12 protein-coding genes are annotated in these 16,381 nt (G+C 37.7%); 4 read left to right on the forward strand and 8 right to left on the reverse strand.

The genetic code is table 11. The features are described from left to right. Positions 1-306: 306 nt before the first annotated feature. From ispH to MTCD1_RS01830, 5 genes are all read right to left on the reverse strand, one after another. A complete protein-coding gene (gene ispH / locus MTCD1_RS01810) occupies positions 307-1,236 on the reverse strand; it encodes a 4-hydroxy-3-methylbut-2-enyl diphosphate reductase (protein ID WP_057180057.1) in 930 nt (309 codons plus the stop codon). Between the two features lie 196 nt (positions 1,237-1,432). Continuing rightward, a complete protein-coding gene (locus MTCD1_RS01815) occupies positions 1,433-2,395 on the reverse strand; it encodes a PstS family phosphate ABC transporter substrate-binding protein (protein ID WP_057180056.1) in 963 nt (320 codons plus the stop codon). Positions 2,396-2,523: 128 nt separating this feature from the next. Then, on the reverse strand, positions 2,524-3,828 hold the full coding sequence (gene phoR, locus MTCD1_RS01820; RefSeq protein ID WP_057180055.1) for a phosphate regulon sensor histidine kinase PhoR: 1,305 nt from the start codon (positions 3,826-3,828) through the stop codon (positions 2,524-2,526). Between the two features lie 43 nt (positions 3,829-3,871). Beyond that, positions 3,872-4,567 carry a phosphate regulon transcriptional regulator PhoB gene (gene phoB, locus MTCD1_RS01825; protein ID WP_057180054.1) on the reverse strand — a complete coding sequence of 232 codons (696 nt, stop codon included), beginning with the start codon at positions 4,565-4,567 and terminating at the stop codon, positions 3,872-3,874. Positions 4,568-4,798: 231 nt separating this feature from the next. After that, complete coding sequence (locus MTCD1_RS01830; protein ID WP_057180053.1) at positions 4,799-5,746, reverse strand: porin; 948 nt, start codon at positions 5,744-5,746, stop codon at positions 4,799-4,801. Between the two features lie 493 nt (positions 5,747-6,239). On the opposite strand from MTCD1_RS01830, the gene MTCD1_RS01835 reads away from it, so the two are divergent. Next, positions 6,240-7,979, forward strand: coding sequence for a sensor histidine kinase (locus MTCD1_RS01835; RefSeq protein ID WP_057180052.1), 1,740 nt, complete (start codon positions 6,240-6,242; stop codon positions 7,977-7,979). A 76-nt stretch (positions 7,980-8,055) separates the two neighbouring features. Next, the gene (gene rdgC, locus MTCD1_RS01840; protein ID WP_057180051.1) at positions 8,056-8,979 is read left to right on the forward strand and encodes a recombination-associated protein RdgC; all 924 of its coding nucleotides are present in this window, start codon (positions 8,056-8,058) and stop codon (positions 8,977-8,979) included. Between the two features lie 115 nt (positions 8,980-9,094). Here the strand turns inward: rdgC and MTCD1_RS01845 are convergent, their stop codons facing one another. Both MTCD1_RS01845 and cysB read right to left on the reverse strand, forming a co-directional pair. Beyond that, positions 9,095-9,937 carry an HDOD domain-containing protein gene (locus MTCD1_RS01845; RefSeq protein ID WP_057180050.1) on the reverse strand — a complete coding sequence of 281 codons (843 nt, stop codon included), beginning with the start codon at positions 9,935-9,937 and terminating at the stop codon, positions 9,095-9,097. Positions 9,938-10,806: 869 nt separating this feature from the next. Then, entirely contained in the window at positions 10,807-11,781 is a 975-nt protein-coding gene (gene cysB / locus MTCD1_RS01850; RefSeq protein ID WP_057180344.1) for an HTH-type transcriptional regulator CysB, read from the reverse strand. 280 nt (positions 11,782-12,061) lie between these two features. On the opposite strand from cysB, the gene MTCD1_RS01855 reads away from it, so the two are divergent. Together MTCD1_RS01855 and MTCD1_RS01860 are read left to right on the forward strand one after the other, a co-directional pair. Next, complete coding sequence (locus tag MTCD1_RS01855; protein ID WP_057180049.1) at positions 12,062-12,832, forward strand: FeoB-associated Cys-rich membrane protein; 771 nt, start codon at positions 12,062-12,064, stop codon at positions 12,830-12,832. A gap of 59 nt (positions 12,833-12,891) precedes the next feature. Beyond that, the gene (locus MTCD1_RS01860) at positions 12,892-13,260 is read left to right on the forward strand and encodes a ribosome recycling factor family protein (protein WP_057180048.1); all 369 of its coding nucleotides are present in this window, start codon (positions 12,892-12,894) and stop codon (positions 13,258-13,260) included. Positions 13,261-13,343: 83 nt separating this feature from the next. On the opposite strand, the gene topA is transcribed toward MTCD1_RS01860, so the two are convergent. Next, entirely contained in the window at positions 13,344-16,061 is a 2,718-nt protein-coding gene (gene topA / locus MTCD1_RS01865; protein WP_057180047.1) for a type I DNA topoisomerase, read from the reverse strand. Between the last annotated feature and the right edge of the window lie 320 nt (positions 16,062-16,381).

Raw genomic sequence — 16,381 nt, forward strand, 5'->3', positions numbered from 1 at the left:
GGCTATTATTTAGCTATACTGTATATGTACAAGAAACACAGACGTACCTTGGGATACAAGCAGCACAACTCACTAAGAGTAGTTTTTCTAACACTTCATCATTATTTTTTTAATGTGTACAGCGACTACTCACGGCTTTAACTCACTTAATCATAGCCCAAACACTTATAAGCACTTCATCAATGATTAAACATTGGTTGATGTTATCCAATTAAAACCGACACTGTACATTAACACTATGTGAATAAAATTTACAACATAGTGTTAACATAACAAGTTATTTTACTTTCAACAAGTAAATTAAGACTAGCGCAATTCTGCAGGGACTGCAAATACAATACTTTCTTCTTTACCTGGGTGTTCTATAACCTCACGACCACCATAGGTTTTTAAGGTTTCAACGACTTGCTTAATTAACACTGCAGGTGCCGATGCGCCAGCGGTCACACCCACTTTATCAACACCAATTAACCAGTCAGCTTCAATATTTTCTGCGGTATCAATTAAATAAGAAGTCACCCCCATTTTACTCGCGAGTTCTTTTAGACGATTGGAGTTAGAGCTATTTTTTGCACCGACCACCAACATAAGATCAACTTTACTGGCTATTTCACGGACCGCATCTTGACGGTTTTGAGTTGCATAACAAATATCGTCTTTACGCGGACCTTCTATTAACGGGAACTTAGCATGAAGTGCAGAGATGACATCCATGGTGTCATCTACTGATAAGGTGGTTTGGCTACAAAAATAGAGTTTCTCCGGATTTTTAACCTCAAGGTTTTTCACGTCCTCCGCTGACTCAACTAAGTAAATACCCGCAGAGTCACTACTATATTGTCCCATGGTACCTTCCACTTCGGCGTGTCCTGCATGGCCAATAAGAATACACTCGATATTCTTCCGGCTGACACGAGACACTTCCATATGAACTTTAGTGACTAAGGGGCAAGTAGCATCAAATACTTTTAATGCTCTAGCTTTAGCTTCGTCTCTAACCGCTTTAGAGACACCGTGTGCACTGAAAATAACGGTATTATCATCAGGTATTTCACTAAGCTCATCAACAAAGATAGCGCCGCGTTTTTTTAGACCATCAACAACAAACTTGTTATGGACAACTTCATGACGAACATAGATAGGCGCACCAAATAAATCTAAAGCGCGTTCCACTATACTAATGGCTCTATCCACACCTGCACAAAAACCACGAGGATTTGCTAAAATAATTTCCATACCTTCCCTTCAAATAAGCAACAACAAAAGCTGTTTTACATTATATCAATGAAACATAATAATTATCTATATTTTAACCGCGGCTAAAGTAACTGACAAGAAGTAGTACATATTGTAGGGGTTATACCAGAGAGAAAATAAAAAAAGCGAACTTAGTTAAAAGTTCGCTTTATCAAAAAAGTACCCTTGGTGAATATTATAGCAAGCCGAGCTTTTTATACTCTTTTGCCGCAACGGCACTTGGCAAGGGGATATAGCCATCTTTTTCAACAATGGCTTGACCTGATTTAGACAGTATCATTTTTAAAAATTCAGCTTCCATAGGTGGCAGCGACTTATTAGGATGTTTATTTACATATACATACAAATATCGCGATAACGGATATTTTCCTGAAATGGCATTTTCCATATTAGCTTCAATATAGTTTTTGCCTTTTTTAGCTAAAGGTAAAGCTCGGACTCCAGAGGTACGATAACCTATACCTGAGTAACCAATACCGTTCAGTGAGGCTGATACGGATTGAACGACCGATGCTGAACCAGGTTGCTCATTGACACTATTTTTAAAGTCCCCTTTACATAACGCTTTCTTTTTAAAGTAGCCATAGGTACCCGAAACAGAATTTCGACCATATAATTGTATATCTTTGCCTGTCCAAGCTCCTGATAAACCAAGGTCTCCCCAACGGTCAATATCTTTATTAGCTCCGCATTTACGATTGTTTGAGAATATAGCGTCGACTTGAGCGATTGTTAGCCCTTTTAACGGATTATCTTTATGAACAAAAACAGCTAAAGCATCAATAGCGACTCTAACTCTAGTAGGTTTATAACCATAGCGTTTTTGAAAAGATTCAATTTCTCGCATTTTCATTTTACGGCTCATCGGCCCTAAATTTGCTGTGGCTTCAGTCAATGCCGGTGGCGCAGTTGAGGAACCGGCGGCTTGAATTTGTATATTCACGTTTGGATAAGTACGCTTAAACTCTTCGGCCCAAAAAGTCATCATATTGGCTAATGTATCAGAGCCAACTGAAGATACATTGCCCGATATACCGCTAACTTTTTTATATTCTGGTAAGTTGTCATCGAGCGCGAGAGCAGAGAAACTAACTAGACTTGATAAACTAATAATACTTAAAATTTTTTTAAAACTCATGGTGTCTCCAATAAGAGTTTGAACTGATTGATTATGCACACTATACGAAGTTAACATGACAGTTATATAGATGTTTTATGACAAAATTATGACGGTAACTATAAAGTAATATTCACCTTCAATCTTAGCTAGCGCGCAGTATCCGACAAAGTACTTTGATCAAAACAAATTGAGAATTCACTGCCTTTACCCCAATGACTATTAATAACCAATTCAGCTTGGTGGTGTTGTAAAACATGCTTCACTATTGCTAAGCCTAAACCAGAGCCACCTGTATCTCTAGATCTGGACTTATCTATACGATAAAAGCGTTCGGTCAATCGATTTACATGTTCAGGTTTAATACCATCACCGTTATCTTTAACGGAAAAAATAGCTTTATCGTCTTGTAACTGCCAACTAACCTTGATGCAGCCATTGGGCGGAGTATAGGCAATAGCATTAGATAAAAGATTAGCACAAGCACTCTTAAGCTCAGTTTCAGCACCCCAAATTTTAACATTACTGCTAATATCTAACGTAATTGCATGCTGTTTATCCTGATTAAGCCAAGCGACCTCATCAACCAAGGTAGTAATTAATTGCGCCATATCTACCCATTGTTTTTCATCATTACTATTATTCTCTATTTTCGCTAGATTGAGTAATTGTTCAACCAGACGATCCATGCGAGATACTTGCTCTTCAATAGTCTGAAATGCTTTTTGCCAATGAGGCTCAAATGAAGCCTTTGAAGCTTGGATCATTTCAACATAACCGCGAACGACGGTTAAAGGTGTTTTTAGTTCATGGGAGACGTTGGCAACAAAATCTCGACGCATATCTTCTAAACGCTGAATATTAGAAATATCTCTTGCCAAGAGGAGCACATGCTCGCTGCCATACGCCATAATACGTATCTCTAATTGTACTGCTGGGTGTAGAGGAGAAATTAACAGGCAAGGAGACTCAAAATTTTCTAAGGCTAAGTAATCAGCGAATTCTGGCGCGCGTAACAAGTTATCTATGCGCAGACCAAAGTCATCCGGCCATCTAACCCCCAAAAGCCGCTGTGCTTTTTTGTTACCCCACTCGATGGTTAATTCTTCTGATAACATTAATGCCGCATCGGGCAGTGCTTCAGCACCATCACGGAAACGGCGGATTTTTTCATTGAGCTGCTTTTGTTTATTACGTTGCTGTTTCACTTGACGATATAGACCATCATATAAATAGCCCCATACACCATTTGCTTGCGGCGGAGACAATGCCTTAGATTGCCATAGCCACTTAATTAATTTAAAGAGATGATGGTAATGCCATAGTAATAAAAATATGCTGCTGGCAAGCATAACTAACAGCACAAGGTCAAATAACCAGCCGACAAAAGCACTGGCAATCAGTATGGCGAAGAAACGAGAAACTATGTTTTTAAAAGATAAACGAAAATACATGCTTGCCTAATTACTTTGTAACATCAAAAAAACCATAGAATGTTTACTTCTTTAATTTACTAGAAAAGCGGTAACCTGCACCGCGTACAGTTTGAACAAAATCATCATGACCTTCTCCTGAAATAGCTTTACGCAAACGCCTTATGTGCACATCAACCGTTCGATCTTCCACATAAACATTGGTGCCCCAGACATTATCAAGTAACTGTTCTCGTGAATATACTCTTTCAGTATGGGTCATAAAAAAGTGTAATAATCGAAACTCGGTCGGCCCTAGATCCAAACTCCTTCCGTTGATGGCAACACGATGAGAAACGGGATCGAGCTTGAGACCATGAAAGTCAACTTCCTCTTCAAGAGACGTTGGTGAAACACGACGAATAACGGCTTTAATACGGGCAATAAGCTCTTTAGGGGAAAAAGGTTTCGTCACATAGTCATCAACTCCTGCCTCAAAACCTTTTACTTTATCATCTTCATCACTTCTGGCTGTTAGCATAATGACAGGGATGTTACGAGTGTATTCATTTTGCTTTAGTTTTTTTGCCAAGGATACACCGGTGCCACCAGGCAACATCCAGTCAAGTAATATTAAATCAGGGTAGGGTTCATGAATTTTAGCTAGGGCTTGCTCGATATCACAAGCCTCAATAGCATTAAAGCCATTTTGATCTAATACAAAACAAATCATTTCCCTGATAGGGGTTTCATCCTCAACGACTAATATATTCCGACTCATGTATACATCCTAATAATATGAATAACTGATGGAACCTTCTGCTAGTAAACTAATATTAACAAACGGTCATACTCGATAGCTTATTGTGCCGAAGTTAAGTGACAGTTTTATGACAAAAAGAAAATTATCAAGCAAACTTAATGCTTTAGCAAGCCTATAGACACAAAAAAAGCCGCTGACGCGACTTTTAACTGATAATTATTAACTAAGCATTAACAATACTATTAAAATTTAGAACTTATACTGAATACCCGCAGCTAAATAATCTTCATCATTGGCGCTATCTAAATCAAAACTAGTATAAAAAACATAAAGTTTAGTGCTTTTCGCAAGTTTGTAATCTATACCCGCAGTTATGCCATTACGACTGTCACCGACTTTATGATCTGCTGCTTGAAACTGCCCTTTTAAGGTAATGTTATCAAAAGAATATTTGGCTGAAACCATCACACCATCCATTTCAGCACCCGTTGCAATTTCTTCTTGGTTTTGCAACATTAAACCTAAGGTGACACCGGCAATTTTACCTGACACGGTAACGCGCATGGTTTCAAAGTGCCCTGAAACTGCGCCATCTTTTGACTTTCCTTTGACATCAGAATCAAAGGCAACTGCAGCATAGATATTTGATTTTTTTAAATTCTTATCACCGTAAAATACTGCCATAGAATAAGCATCTTCAGCGTCGATTTCGTCTTCAGCCATATAAGTCAGACCAAACTGTAAGCCCTTAAATTTGGGCGATTTATAACTAATAGTATCACTTAAACGGTTTTCACCTACCCAAAGGTGTTTGATATCACCATTATAATCACTAAATATATCCACTTTACCTTGTGACTGCTTTAACATGGTGTCGTTTTTACCGAGTAAAACTTCACCAAAAAAACCACGTAAGCCGATATATTGATTACGCGTCTTAAAGGTCTCGCCATCGCCATCTATATCCACTTCAAATTCAGCTTTATATACCACCTCTAGACCTTCACTTAGTTCATGAGTGCCTTTAAAACCAAGTCGTGAGGCATTACTTTTAATTTCAGTAAATCTACCATCACCATCATCTGATGATTGTACTGAAACATCAGCTCTACCATAAATATCTACAGATGCAGCCATGGCAGGTACAGTCGCAGTATAAAACATTGAGACTAGTAGTACTTTTTTAGAAAAATTCATTTTGTTAAACCTTGAGTTATTAGTTATTAATGACTGTTTGATTATTATAATATGGCGATTTTTTTCTTCCGTTTCTTATAATAAAAATAGTAAACTTCCCATAAAAACAGATAACTCATTTATTGTCTTAGGCTTTCGTTAGCACTATATCGGCTGCAAACATTGGCATAGTTAATAGAAAACAAATCGTTATTGCCCTAAGGCTTTAATCTGTTTCACGAGTATATCTAAATAATAAATGGGGAGTAAGATGACTGATTAATAGTGAGTAGCCTACAAGATCTTTATTGCACTTTTATTACAACCGTAAGATTAACTTTATAAATAACACCTCTAACTGCCATAGTATCTATTTATATAAAATAATGTTTCAATTGGATAAATTAACTAATTAACATAATTTTAGACCATAAATTTTAATTTCGCGCACTTTTAAAATTGATTTACTAGAATTAACAATAAGCTCCTATAAATCACCTAAAAGATAACTGATATGAAAATAACCAGTATATCTCGTAAGCTGCTATCAAAAGTACTCTCTGTTTATTTTATTTTGACCTTCAGTGTTACGGGCATTCAAATTATTGCTGAATATTTTAATACCAAGAGTCATATCAATAGTGAGCTACTGACCTTACAGAAAACCATTAGTGGCAGTTTAACTCGCGCAGTTTGGGAGCTTAATACCCAACAAGCTATTGATATATCTGAAGGCCTAATCGCCATCCCTATGATTAAGGGAATCACAGTAACGGATGAAGCTAATAAAGTTATCACTCAACTTGGCGAAGTACTTACCCTGTCCTCAACCGCCCAAGAAAGCTATAGCGAACATCAAAGTATAAGCTCTATTAGTGAAGGTTTATTTGGACACTCTTTCCCATTAATATTTGAATTTTCAGGCCGAACAACTACCGTTGGTACCGTTACTTTATTATCGAGTAATGATGTTATATTTGGTCGGATAGAAGTAGGCATATACTTTCTTATCGGCAACGCTATTGTAAAAACGGCGTTTTTGATCTTTTTATTCTCATTGGCTTTTACCAAGTTATTAACTGAGCCTCTACAAGAGCTCACCGACCAAATGAAGCAACTTGATTTACATGACCCTGAAGCGTCTAAATTTCATAGTATGAATAATGAAAGAAATGAGCTGAATGTCCTAGAAGATGCTTATAACAACCTTATCGATGAGCTGGTTGCATTTAAAGACAAGCTGGCATTATCGCAACGAGAAACAAATTTAGCCAATGATAAATTAGATGAGCAAAACTTGTTACTTGAACAAGAGGTGGCAAGAAAAACGTCGACGTTAAGCCGCACCTTATTACGAATGGAAGTACAACAAAAGGATATGTTGGCTCAGCAGCATCAGTTAAAAGCAGAAAACAACCGTCGCCGTAAAACCGAAACCACGTTAATCACGACCAATAAAGATTTAAAAATTTCGATAATAGAATTGAGTAGAGCTCAAGATAGGCTGTTAGAAGCCGAAAAAATGGCCTCACTGGGCTTGCTTAGTGCTGAAGTTTCTCATGAAATTAATACCCCCATTGGTATTAGTATTACCTCAGCAAGTTACCTCTCAGATATCATCCATAAATTTCAACAAGACATAAATTCGCAAAAACTGTCTAAACGTACTATCGACAGCTTTATTGATAATGCTGGGCAATGTGTTGAACTACTTTCAAATAACTTACAAAGAGCAGCAGAATTGATCACCAGCTTTAAACAGGTCGCTGTTGATCAAACTAATGACAAAGTGAGATTAATCAATGTTGCTAAATACCTTGATGAAATTATTCATTCAATTCATCCTAAATTAAAGAAAACCAACCATAGTATCAAAGTTCATTGCGATCCACATATTGAAATATATACCCACCCAGGGGCTATAGCGCAAATTATTATCAATTTAATTATCAATTCTATTTCTCATGGTTTTCCAAATATTAACCGCGGTGAAATGACTATTGATATTGCCGTAGAACAGCAAAGGCTAGTGATACTTTATCGTGATAATGGTGTCGGGGTTAATGAGCAGCAGCTTGAGCGGATATTTGAGCCATTTTACACCACTCAAGCAAACAACGGTGGTACCGGTTTAGGCACTCATATTATCAAAAATCTTGTCATAGACACCCTTAATGGCTCTATCGATGTATATTCTGCAGAAGGTAAAGGTTTAAGGTATCGCATAACCTTCCCAGATATGAGGTATAGTTAAAAAGCTTGCTGCCTAAATAGCATAATTCAGGTATGATAATCGCCAAAATACGCCCTTATCAGCCTAGGAATTACTTATGTGGTTTAAAAACCTATACTTTTTTGCCTTTACTCGCCCATTTGAATGGTCAGAGGAAGACTTAGAAAAACACTTATCGGAACACCTATTTACTCCATTAGGCTCGACAGAACTAGCACACTTTGGTTGGATTAATGCTTTAGGCAAGCATGGTGACTCGAGTGTTCATAGCGCCAGCGATAATTTTTTAATCTGCGCTCGTAAAGAAGAAAAAATACTTCCAGCGCCTGTTATCAAAGATATGGTAGAACAGAAGGTTAATTTACTTGAACAAGAGCAAGGCCGCGGCGCTACAAAAAAAGAGCGGGAGCAGTTTAAAGAAGATATTATATTCGAATTACTGCCTCGTGCTTTTTCCCGTATTACCGATACACACGCTTATATCAGCCCAGTAAATAATATCATTGTCATTAATTCAAGTTCACGTGGTAAAGCAGAAGATTTATTAGCATTATTACGTAAAGTACTTGGCACCTTGCCTGTGACCAGCTTTGATCCTGATATTTGTGTCGATGAAACCATGACAACTTGGCTAAGCGAAAAAAGTTTAGGTGGCAAGTTTACTTTAGGTATGGAAGCCGAATTTAACGCTTTAGGTGATGATGGCGCGGTAGTTAGGGTAAAAAATCAAGATCTAATAGGAGATGAAATTCAAGCGCATTTAGATGCGGATAAATACGTGGTTAAAATAGCCCTAGAATGGGATGAATCTTTATCCTTTATTTTATGTGATGATTTAGCCATTAAGAGAATTAAGTTTTTTGATGTTATACAAGAACAAAATGATGATATTGATAGCGATGACGTAGTCGCTAAACTTGACGCTGATTTTGCCTTAATGGCTGGCGAGCTAAACCGTTTTATTATCGATCTTTTAGCTGAATTTTCCATGAAAACAACGGATCCTCTAGAAAAAGATTAATATTGTGCCTTACAAGAGTGCCTTAAAATTTAATTGACACAATTGAGGGCGATATTATATCGCCCTCTTCTTATACTCAATGACACCACTTTCTTTTATATAAAATATTGACTAGCTAAATAAACATAGCTCTTACCGCATCACATTTTTCTTTGAATTCATCACTGTCCATGTAATCCACATCAGGTAAGATTCCTTTCTTAGTATAACTGCTTAACAGTGCCTCTTTAGTTGACTCATTTTTAAAGACATTATGATAAATAGCCCCAGCACGAATGAAATCTAAATAGTGTACCTCGGTAGGTAAAATCGTTAAGTCGCTCCAACTTTCTGCCAAGAGAGTAAACTCCTCAGAAAAACCCCAACTGCGGGTGATATCTCCGCCAATTCGCCCAGATAACTTAATAATGGCTTGCTTCAAAAAAGTCGGATTAGCAAAAATATCGGGGTGATTTTCAGCCTCAGTTAAAATTGGTAATACGCCAATATTATGTACAAGTGCCGCCAAGGTAATAGTATCTAAAGAAAGTGAAGTATGTTTATGCTCTTTTAAATACATAGCCATTAAACTTACCGCCACCGAAGCAATATCAATGGTTTTTAACCAAGCTTTGTTCATATACATGGTTACCACATCATTATGTGATACAAATACCTGCTCAATTGCCATCGCCGTGGCAATACTTTTTATCTGCCTTAAGCCTATACGAGTTACTGCTTGTGGAACCGTTTCAACTTTTATACTTCGTCCTAAAATAGCATTATTAGCCACTTTAAGCATACCTAGAGATAATGCTGGGTCTTGAGCAATAATATCACTCATTTCATGCAAGTTAATATCAGGATCATCGGCAGCACTTCTTACTTTTAATGCTATCTCTGGTAAGGTCGGCAGTACAAGGGTGTCTTGTTTTATTTTTTCAGTCAAAATAGTATACAGGGCATTTTCAGTTGCCATAAATCCACCTTTATTTTTATTGTGCTTAACATTAAAAGTAGCACATTTTCTAAAAATTAATATATTTCAACTTAATAGCAAGAATATTTTTTATTTCCCCCTTAAGCAATGAACCGCACAACGCTCGTTAAAGCAAGGTTAACATTGATACAGTTTACACTTATCTTGATTCAAAATAGTGACGATAATCACTAATGAGTATAGTTTCCCGCCTATTTTATTGCGTCTTTATACTTTCATACTAGTTAACCTGAACTCTGGATAAGCAGCACTTGCTCAATATTCCCCTTTATCCGATTCTCAGCGTTAACACGTCGATAAATAACCCGTTATTCATAAACGTTTTACCTTGATAATCGAATAAATTGAAACATTGATAGTGTATATTGCTACTTAATCTTGTATATTTTGTTCTTAACAACCGTAGGTCGTTGTTTTTACTTATACATCAAGCACTCATTATCCAGAGTTCAGGTTAGTTAAGCTGAACTTCTTTCTCCCACTGCTAGCTTGAAGAAGTTCATCATCGCAGTAAAAACTTTTCTTAAAGATATTGCGATTTTTTAAGGGAAATGTGAATTTTAAACTCATGGAATGCTACCACGATAAAAATTAGGACTGGCTAATTACCTTGGTTACACTATCATATGGGGCTAATATTTCTGTAACAGATATAGATATAGATACTGAATGACTAGGTCATTACAACATACCTAGCTGGGTAGGTGTTTGCGCAATTGATGGTGTAAAAATTGATGTCGAGCATAGCGAAGAGCTGACTGAAAATTGATAAGGTTTTCTGGCTGTTAACCGCCATGATGCGAGTAACACTAGCAATAAGCTATTATTGCCAGTGTTACTAAATCATCTTAACGTGTCGGTAACTCAATATCCGCTAAGAATTCGTCAACCTCATGGTTATTTTTCAATAACATAGCACGAGTGACAATATCTTTAGTTAGATGTGGAGCAAATCGCTCAATAAAGTCATACATGTAACCACGTAAAAAACTGCCTCGCCTAAAACCGATTTTAGTTGTACTCGCTTTAAATAAATGACTCGCATCAATGACCACAAGATCGCTATCGATACGTTTATCAATAGCCATGGAAGCAATCACACCGACACCAATACCTAAACGCACATAGGTTTTAATCACGTCAGCATCTGTCGCTGTGAAAGCAATTTGAGGTTTTTCTCCAGCGGCATCAAAGGCAGCATCGAGCTCAGAACGGCCGGTAAAGCCAAAAACATAAGTCACCAGCGAATATTTAGCAATATCGGCTATGGTAATATCTTTTTTGTTCGCTAAAGGATGATCAGGACGAACAATAATACTCCGATTCCAATGATAGCAAGGCAACATGACTAAATCGTTGTACAAGTGTAACGACTCTGTTGCTATGGCGAAATCTGCATCGCCTTTAGCGGCCGCGTCACTTATTTGCGCGGGCGTGCCTTGAGACATTTGCAATGAAACTTTACTATATTTTTTAATAAAGCCCTGAATAACATCAGGTAAAGCATAACGAGCTTGTGTATGTGTGGTAGCAATGCGTAATTTACCTTCATCCGGCTGAGTATGCTCGCGGGCAACGGCTTTGATAGCTTCGACTTTTGACAGGATTTGCGTTGCAATATCAATGACATCTTGACCGGCTTCCGTGACATGAGTTAGATGCTTACCGCTACGACCAAATATTTGAATACCTAACTCGTCCTCAAGCATTCTTACTTGTTTAGATATACCGGGCTGAGAAGTAAACAAACTATCTGCTGTGGCAGAAACATTTAAATTATTGTTTAATACTTCAACGATGTAGCGCAGTTGCTGTAACTTCATATAAATACTCAATAGCATTAATAAATGCAAGGTTGGTAACGTTCTTATACTAAAATAATATACTTAATCAATCATTTATTCCATAATAATTTATTGATTTTTGTAAATAAAAATTACCACTTCGGCTAAATTCAACAAATAATATTTTCACTCCGCTAAACTGTCTGTTATAAATCCACTTTTTTCAGCAGTTTTTAAACTAAATATGCAACTAGCTCTATGCTAAACAAAACATTTTTTGTAAACTGCTTAGTAGTTTATTTATTCAAGAGAATCTTAGATGATTGCTATTATTGTTGGGTTAATTATCGCCTTAATTGTTTTTGTTGTGGTGGTAACCTCAATACAACAACATAAAGAAAAAATAGAAGCTGAAAAACGCATTAAAGTCGCCAAACAAAAAGCGATTATTGATGAAAATGAAGAGTTGATTTTCAATTTGGCAAACCTACCTAGTAACCCTACTATCGTCAAGATATTAAACCGCCGCAGCTTAAATGCCGCTAAAACGATGCAAGAACTTATGCCTGAAGTCAAAGGCATAAAAAAAAGAGCTCAAGAATTAAAGTCTCGATTAAAAGCATCGGAAGACCTAGCTGATAATCAGACTGACATGGACGATAGTTTTATCTTACCCGATAATGAGCAGCAACTGGTTGGCATTTTACAGTGTATAAAAAAATTACGCGTTGTAATTAAATCGGAGCAAAGCAAAGGTGCTTTAGATGCACAGACTTTTACGGCAGAAGATCAACGATTAGCGGCCATGCAACTAAAAATTAATATAGAAAGTTTAATTAAGCGTGGTAGCCAAGCTTTTAATAAAGAGATGCTTGGCTCTGCCAGACAATATTTTGAGAAAGCCTTACAAACTTTAATCAATAGCCCAGTTAAAAATGATTATGTTACCGCAAAGCATGCAGAAATTTCACAAAAATTAGAAGACATTACTGATGCCTTGAAACACACCAATGCTAAAGATGCGGCGAAGAAAGCAAAAAGTGAAGAAAGCGAATTAGATATTTTATTCCAACCGAAGAAAAAGTGGTAAATTATTTATAAGCCAGCATATAGCTGGCTTATTTCTTACTATTCAAGACATAAATCCCCATGGCAACAATCAACAGCATTAGCTTGCCGAGCTTTCTTCGACGCACGATGAAAGCATACATCTTAAAAGCTCATATAAGACAATTAGGCGGTGAACTAAGCCGTATTGGCCGCTCAAGGAATTGGCAACTAAAAGCTAATTTTAATCAATTACAAGCCATCGTTGAATTTATCGAGCAAGAGCATGAAGATAGTTGGCTGTGGCTTGCCAAGCTACTTAGAAAAGAATATAAATACTTAAGCCATGAAAACCTTTTACAGCTTGCTGCTCGACTGGACCAGGTTACTGTCACCGCTTTAATGGCACAAACAGACTGTACTTTGGCACAAGCAAGAAAAGTATTAGATGAATTAGAGCAACTAGATTAACGCACTGAACTGGACTTAAAATACAGATAAAAAAATAGATACCACTTGGTATCTATTTTTGTCTTCAAACTAGAATAAATTCTCTAGGCTGATTTTGTATCTTCTTTCTTAGCTTTAGTTGCCGTTTTTTTAGCTGCTGGTTTTTTCGCAGCTTTCTTTTTCGCTACTTTCTTCTTAGGAATATCTTCGACCCATTTGCCGTCAATATACTTTGCGGTCCAGCCTGTTGCTTTGGGCTTGCCTTCATCAGTAGCAATCTCGGTCATAACATACTGTTCTTTAGTTTTACGGCTATAACGTACTACCGATAAATTCCCTTCATTATCTTCTGCTGGTGCATCAGCTAAATAATAGAATTTTTCTGAAATTCTATCTCTAAAGCGTTTTAGCTCAGCCACTTTCGGTGCTCTGGTTTCCCGAGAGCGAGGGAAAGTATGCGCGGCTAAAAAGATTCCCGCAGCGCCATCACGAAGGACAAAATGTGCATCAGACTTCTCACACTCTAGTTCAGGTAACTGTACCGGGTCTTCTTTAGGTGGCGCAGCTTCACCACTGGCTAATAATTTACGGGTATTTTTACATTCGCTATTGGTACAATCAAAATACTTGCCAAAACGACCCGACTTTAACTCCATCTCTGCTTCACAACGGTCACATTCCAAAATAGGACCATCATAGCCCTTAATTTTAAATGTCCCTTGCTCAACTTCAATGCCATCACAAATAGGGTTATTGCCACATACATGTAACTTTCTGGTTTCATCGATAAGATAGCTGTCCATTGCGGTATTACACTTTGTACAACGATGCATAGCTCTTAATGCTTCAGTTTCCTGATCTTCAGCTAGCACACTAACCGCTTCTTCACCGGGCGTTAGGTTCATTGTTGTAGTGCAACGCTCTTTCGGTGGTAAGGCATAACCTGAGCAACCTAAAAACACCCCAGTAGAAGCCGTTCTAATACCCATTTTACGTTGACAGGTAGGGCAATCAATATCCGTTAATACTGGGTTATTATTTGGCATACCACCATCAGCAGACTCTAGATTAGCAATGGCTAGCTTTTTACTGAAGTTTTTGTAAAAGTCATCAAGTACATCTTTCCAGTTGAGCTTACCTTCCGCTATACCATCAAGCTCTTGCTCCATATTGGCAGTAAAATCATAACTCATTAGTTTTTCGAAACTAATTGATAAACTATCGGAGACTATTTCACCCATTTTTTCAGCATAGAAGCGTTTTTTATCTAAACGTACATAGCCTCTATCTTGTATGGTTGAGATAATAGACGCATACGTTGATGGCCTGCCAATTGAGCGTTTTTCTAATTCTTTAACCAGAGATGCTTCGCCAAAACGAGCAATGGGTTTAGTAAAGTGCTGGCTTGCAGCTAAGTTATCTAATGTTAGTGTTTCGCCGACTTTCAAATCTGGTAAATGTTTATCATCACCTTTACTTAATTGTGGGTGAACTTTGGTCCAACCATCAAACTGCATAACCCGACCTTTGGCCTTCAAATCAAAGCTAGCGGCACTTATGGTTAGTGTACTAACAGCGTAGCGCGCTGCTGTCATTTGACAGGCAACAAATTGGCGCCAAATCAGCTCGTATAGTTTTTTAGCATCTGCATCAACACCTTCAATGAAAGCACCAACTAGTTTTACATTAGAGGGACGAATAGCTTCATGCGCCTCTTGAGCGCCAGATTTTGAGCCATACACCTTAGCTTTATCCGGTAAATAATTATCACCAAAATTATCACTAATATAGCTACGACACATTTCTACTGCGTCTTTACTTAAATTAGTTGAATCAGTACGCATATAAGTAATATGCCCCGCTTCATACAAACGTTGCGCTAAGCCCATGGTACGCTTTACGCCATAACCTAACTTAGTACTTGCTGCTTGCTGTAGTGTGGAGGTGATAAATGGTGCCGACGGCGTACTTTTAGACGGTTTATCTTCTCGCTTACTTACCGCATAGTCGGCGCTGTTAAGTATCGCTAGAGCCTTATCAGTATCCGCTTTATTGGTTGGTTTAAATGCTTTGCCATTTTCATGAGTAACATCTAACGCTAATGCTTCGCCAGTGCTGGCATGAGTATCAGCAGCTATTTCCCAAAACTCTTTGGGATCAAACGCTTTAATTTCACGTTCACGCTCAACCACGAGTTTCACCGCGACCGATTGAACTCGCCCAGCTGATAGGCCACGAGCAACTTTTTTCCATAGCAGCGGGCTAACCATAAAGCCAACCACGCGATCTAAAAATCGTCGAGCTTGTTGGGCATTAACACCCGGCATACTCAATTCACCGGGAGTTGAGAACGCCTGTTGAATTGAGCTTTCGGTTATTTCATTAAAAACAACACGACGAAATTTTTTCTCATCGCCACCTATAATCTCTTTCAAATGCCAAGCAATCGCCTCTCCCTCGCGATCCAAATCGGTCGCGAGATAGATAATGTCAGCTTTTTCTGCCAGTTTTTGCAGTTCACTAACAACTTTCTCTTTTCCTGGCAGTATCTGATAATTTGCCGCCCAGTTATTCTCTGGATCAATACCCATACGATTAACCAGCGCTTGTTTATCACGCTTAGCTTTGTATTTAGCTTTTGCTTCGGGCGCCATCTTGCGCACTTCAGCCGGAGACTTAGCAGCAACTTTTTTACCTGTACTACTGTGTGGCAGATCACGGACATGACCAACACTCGACTTTACAATAAAGTCTTTACCTAAATATTTATTAATTGTTTTCGCTTTGGCTGGCGACTCGACAATAACCAGTGATTTTGCCATAAAAATTTATAATCCTTCGAAAAAGGCAAATTATTTTTGCCTTTTTATTCAAACGCTAATTTAGTTAACAAAGTGCGAGCGTACTTGTTATGACCTTGCTAGCGATAAAAAAAACATCTTATTTAAAAATTATTCTCTGCATAACTATCTATAGGTATATCTATAAATATGCAAACTGACAAGTAATTATTTTCTTATCAGGGAATGCTATTCACCCACATAGGGGTTTTAGCTATAATAGGCATTTATTGATAACACTGTGCGCTAAGGCACACCTTGCCTATTTTTAGCGGCAATCATAATAGACTTTACAATAAAAC

The sequence above is a fragment of the Colwellia marinimaniae genome (genome assembly GCF_002207865.1).
In the GTDB taxonomy this organism is placed as follows: domain Bacteria; phylum Pseudomonadota; class Gammaproteobacteria; order Enterobacterales; family Alteromonadaceae; genus Colwellia; species Colwellia marinimaniae.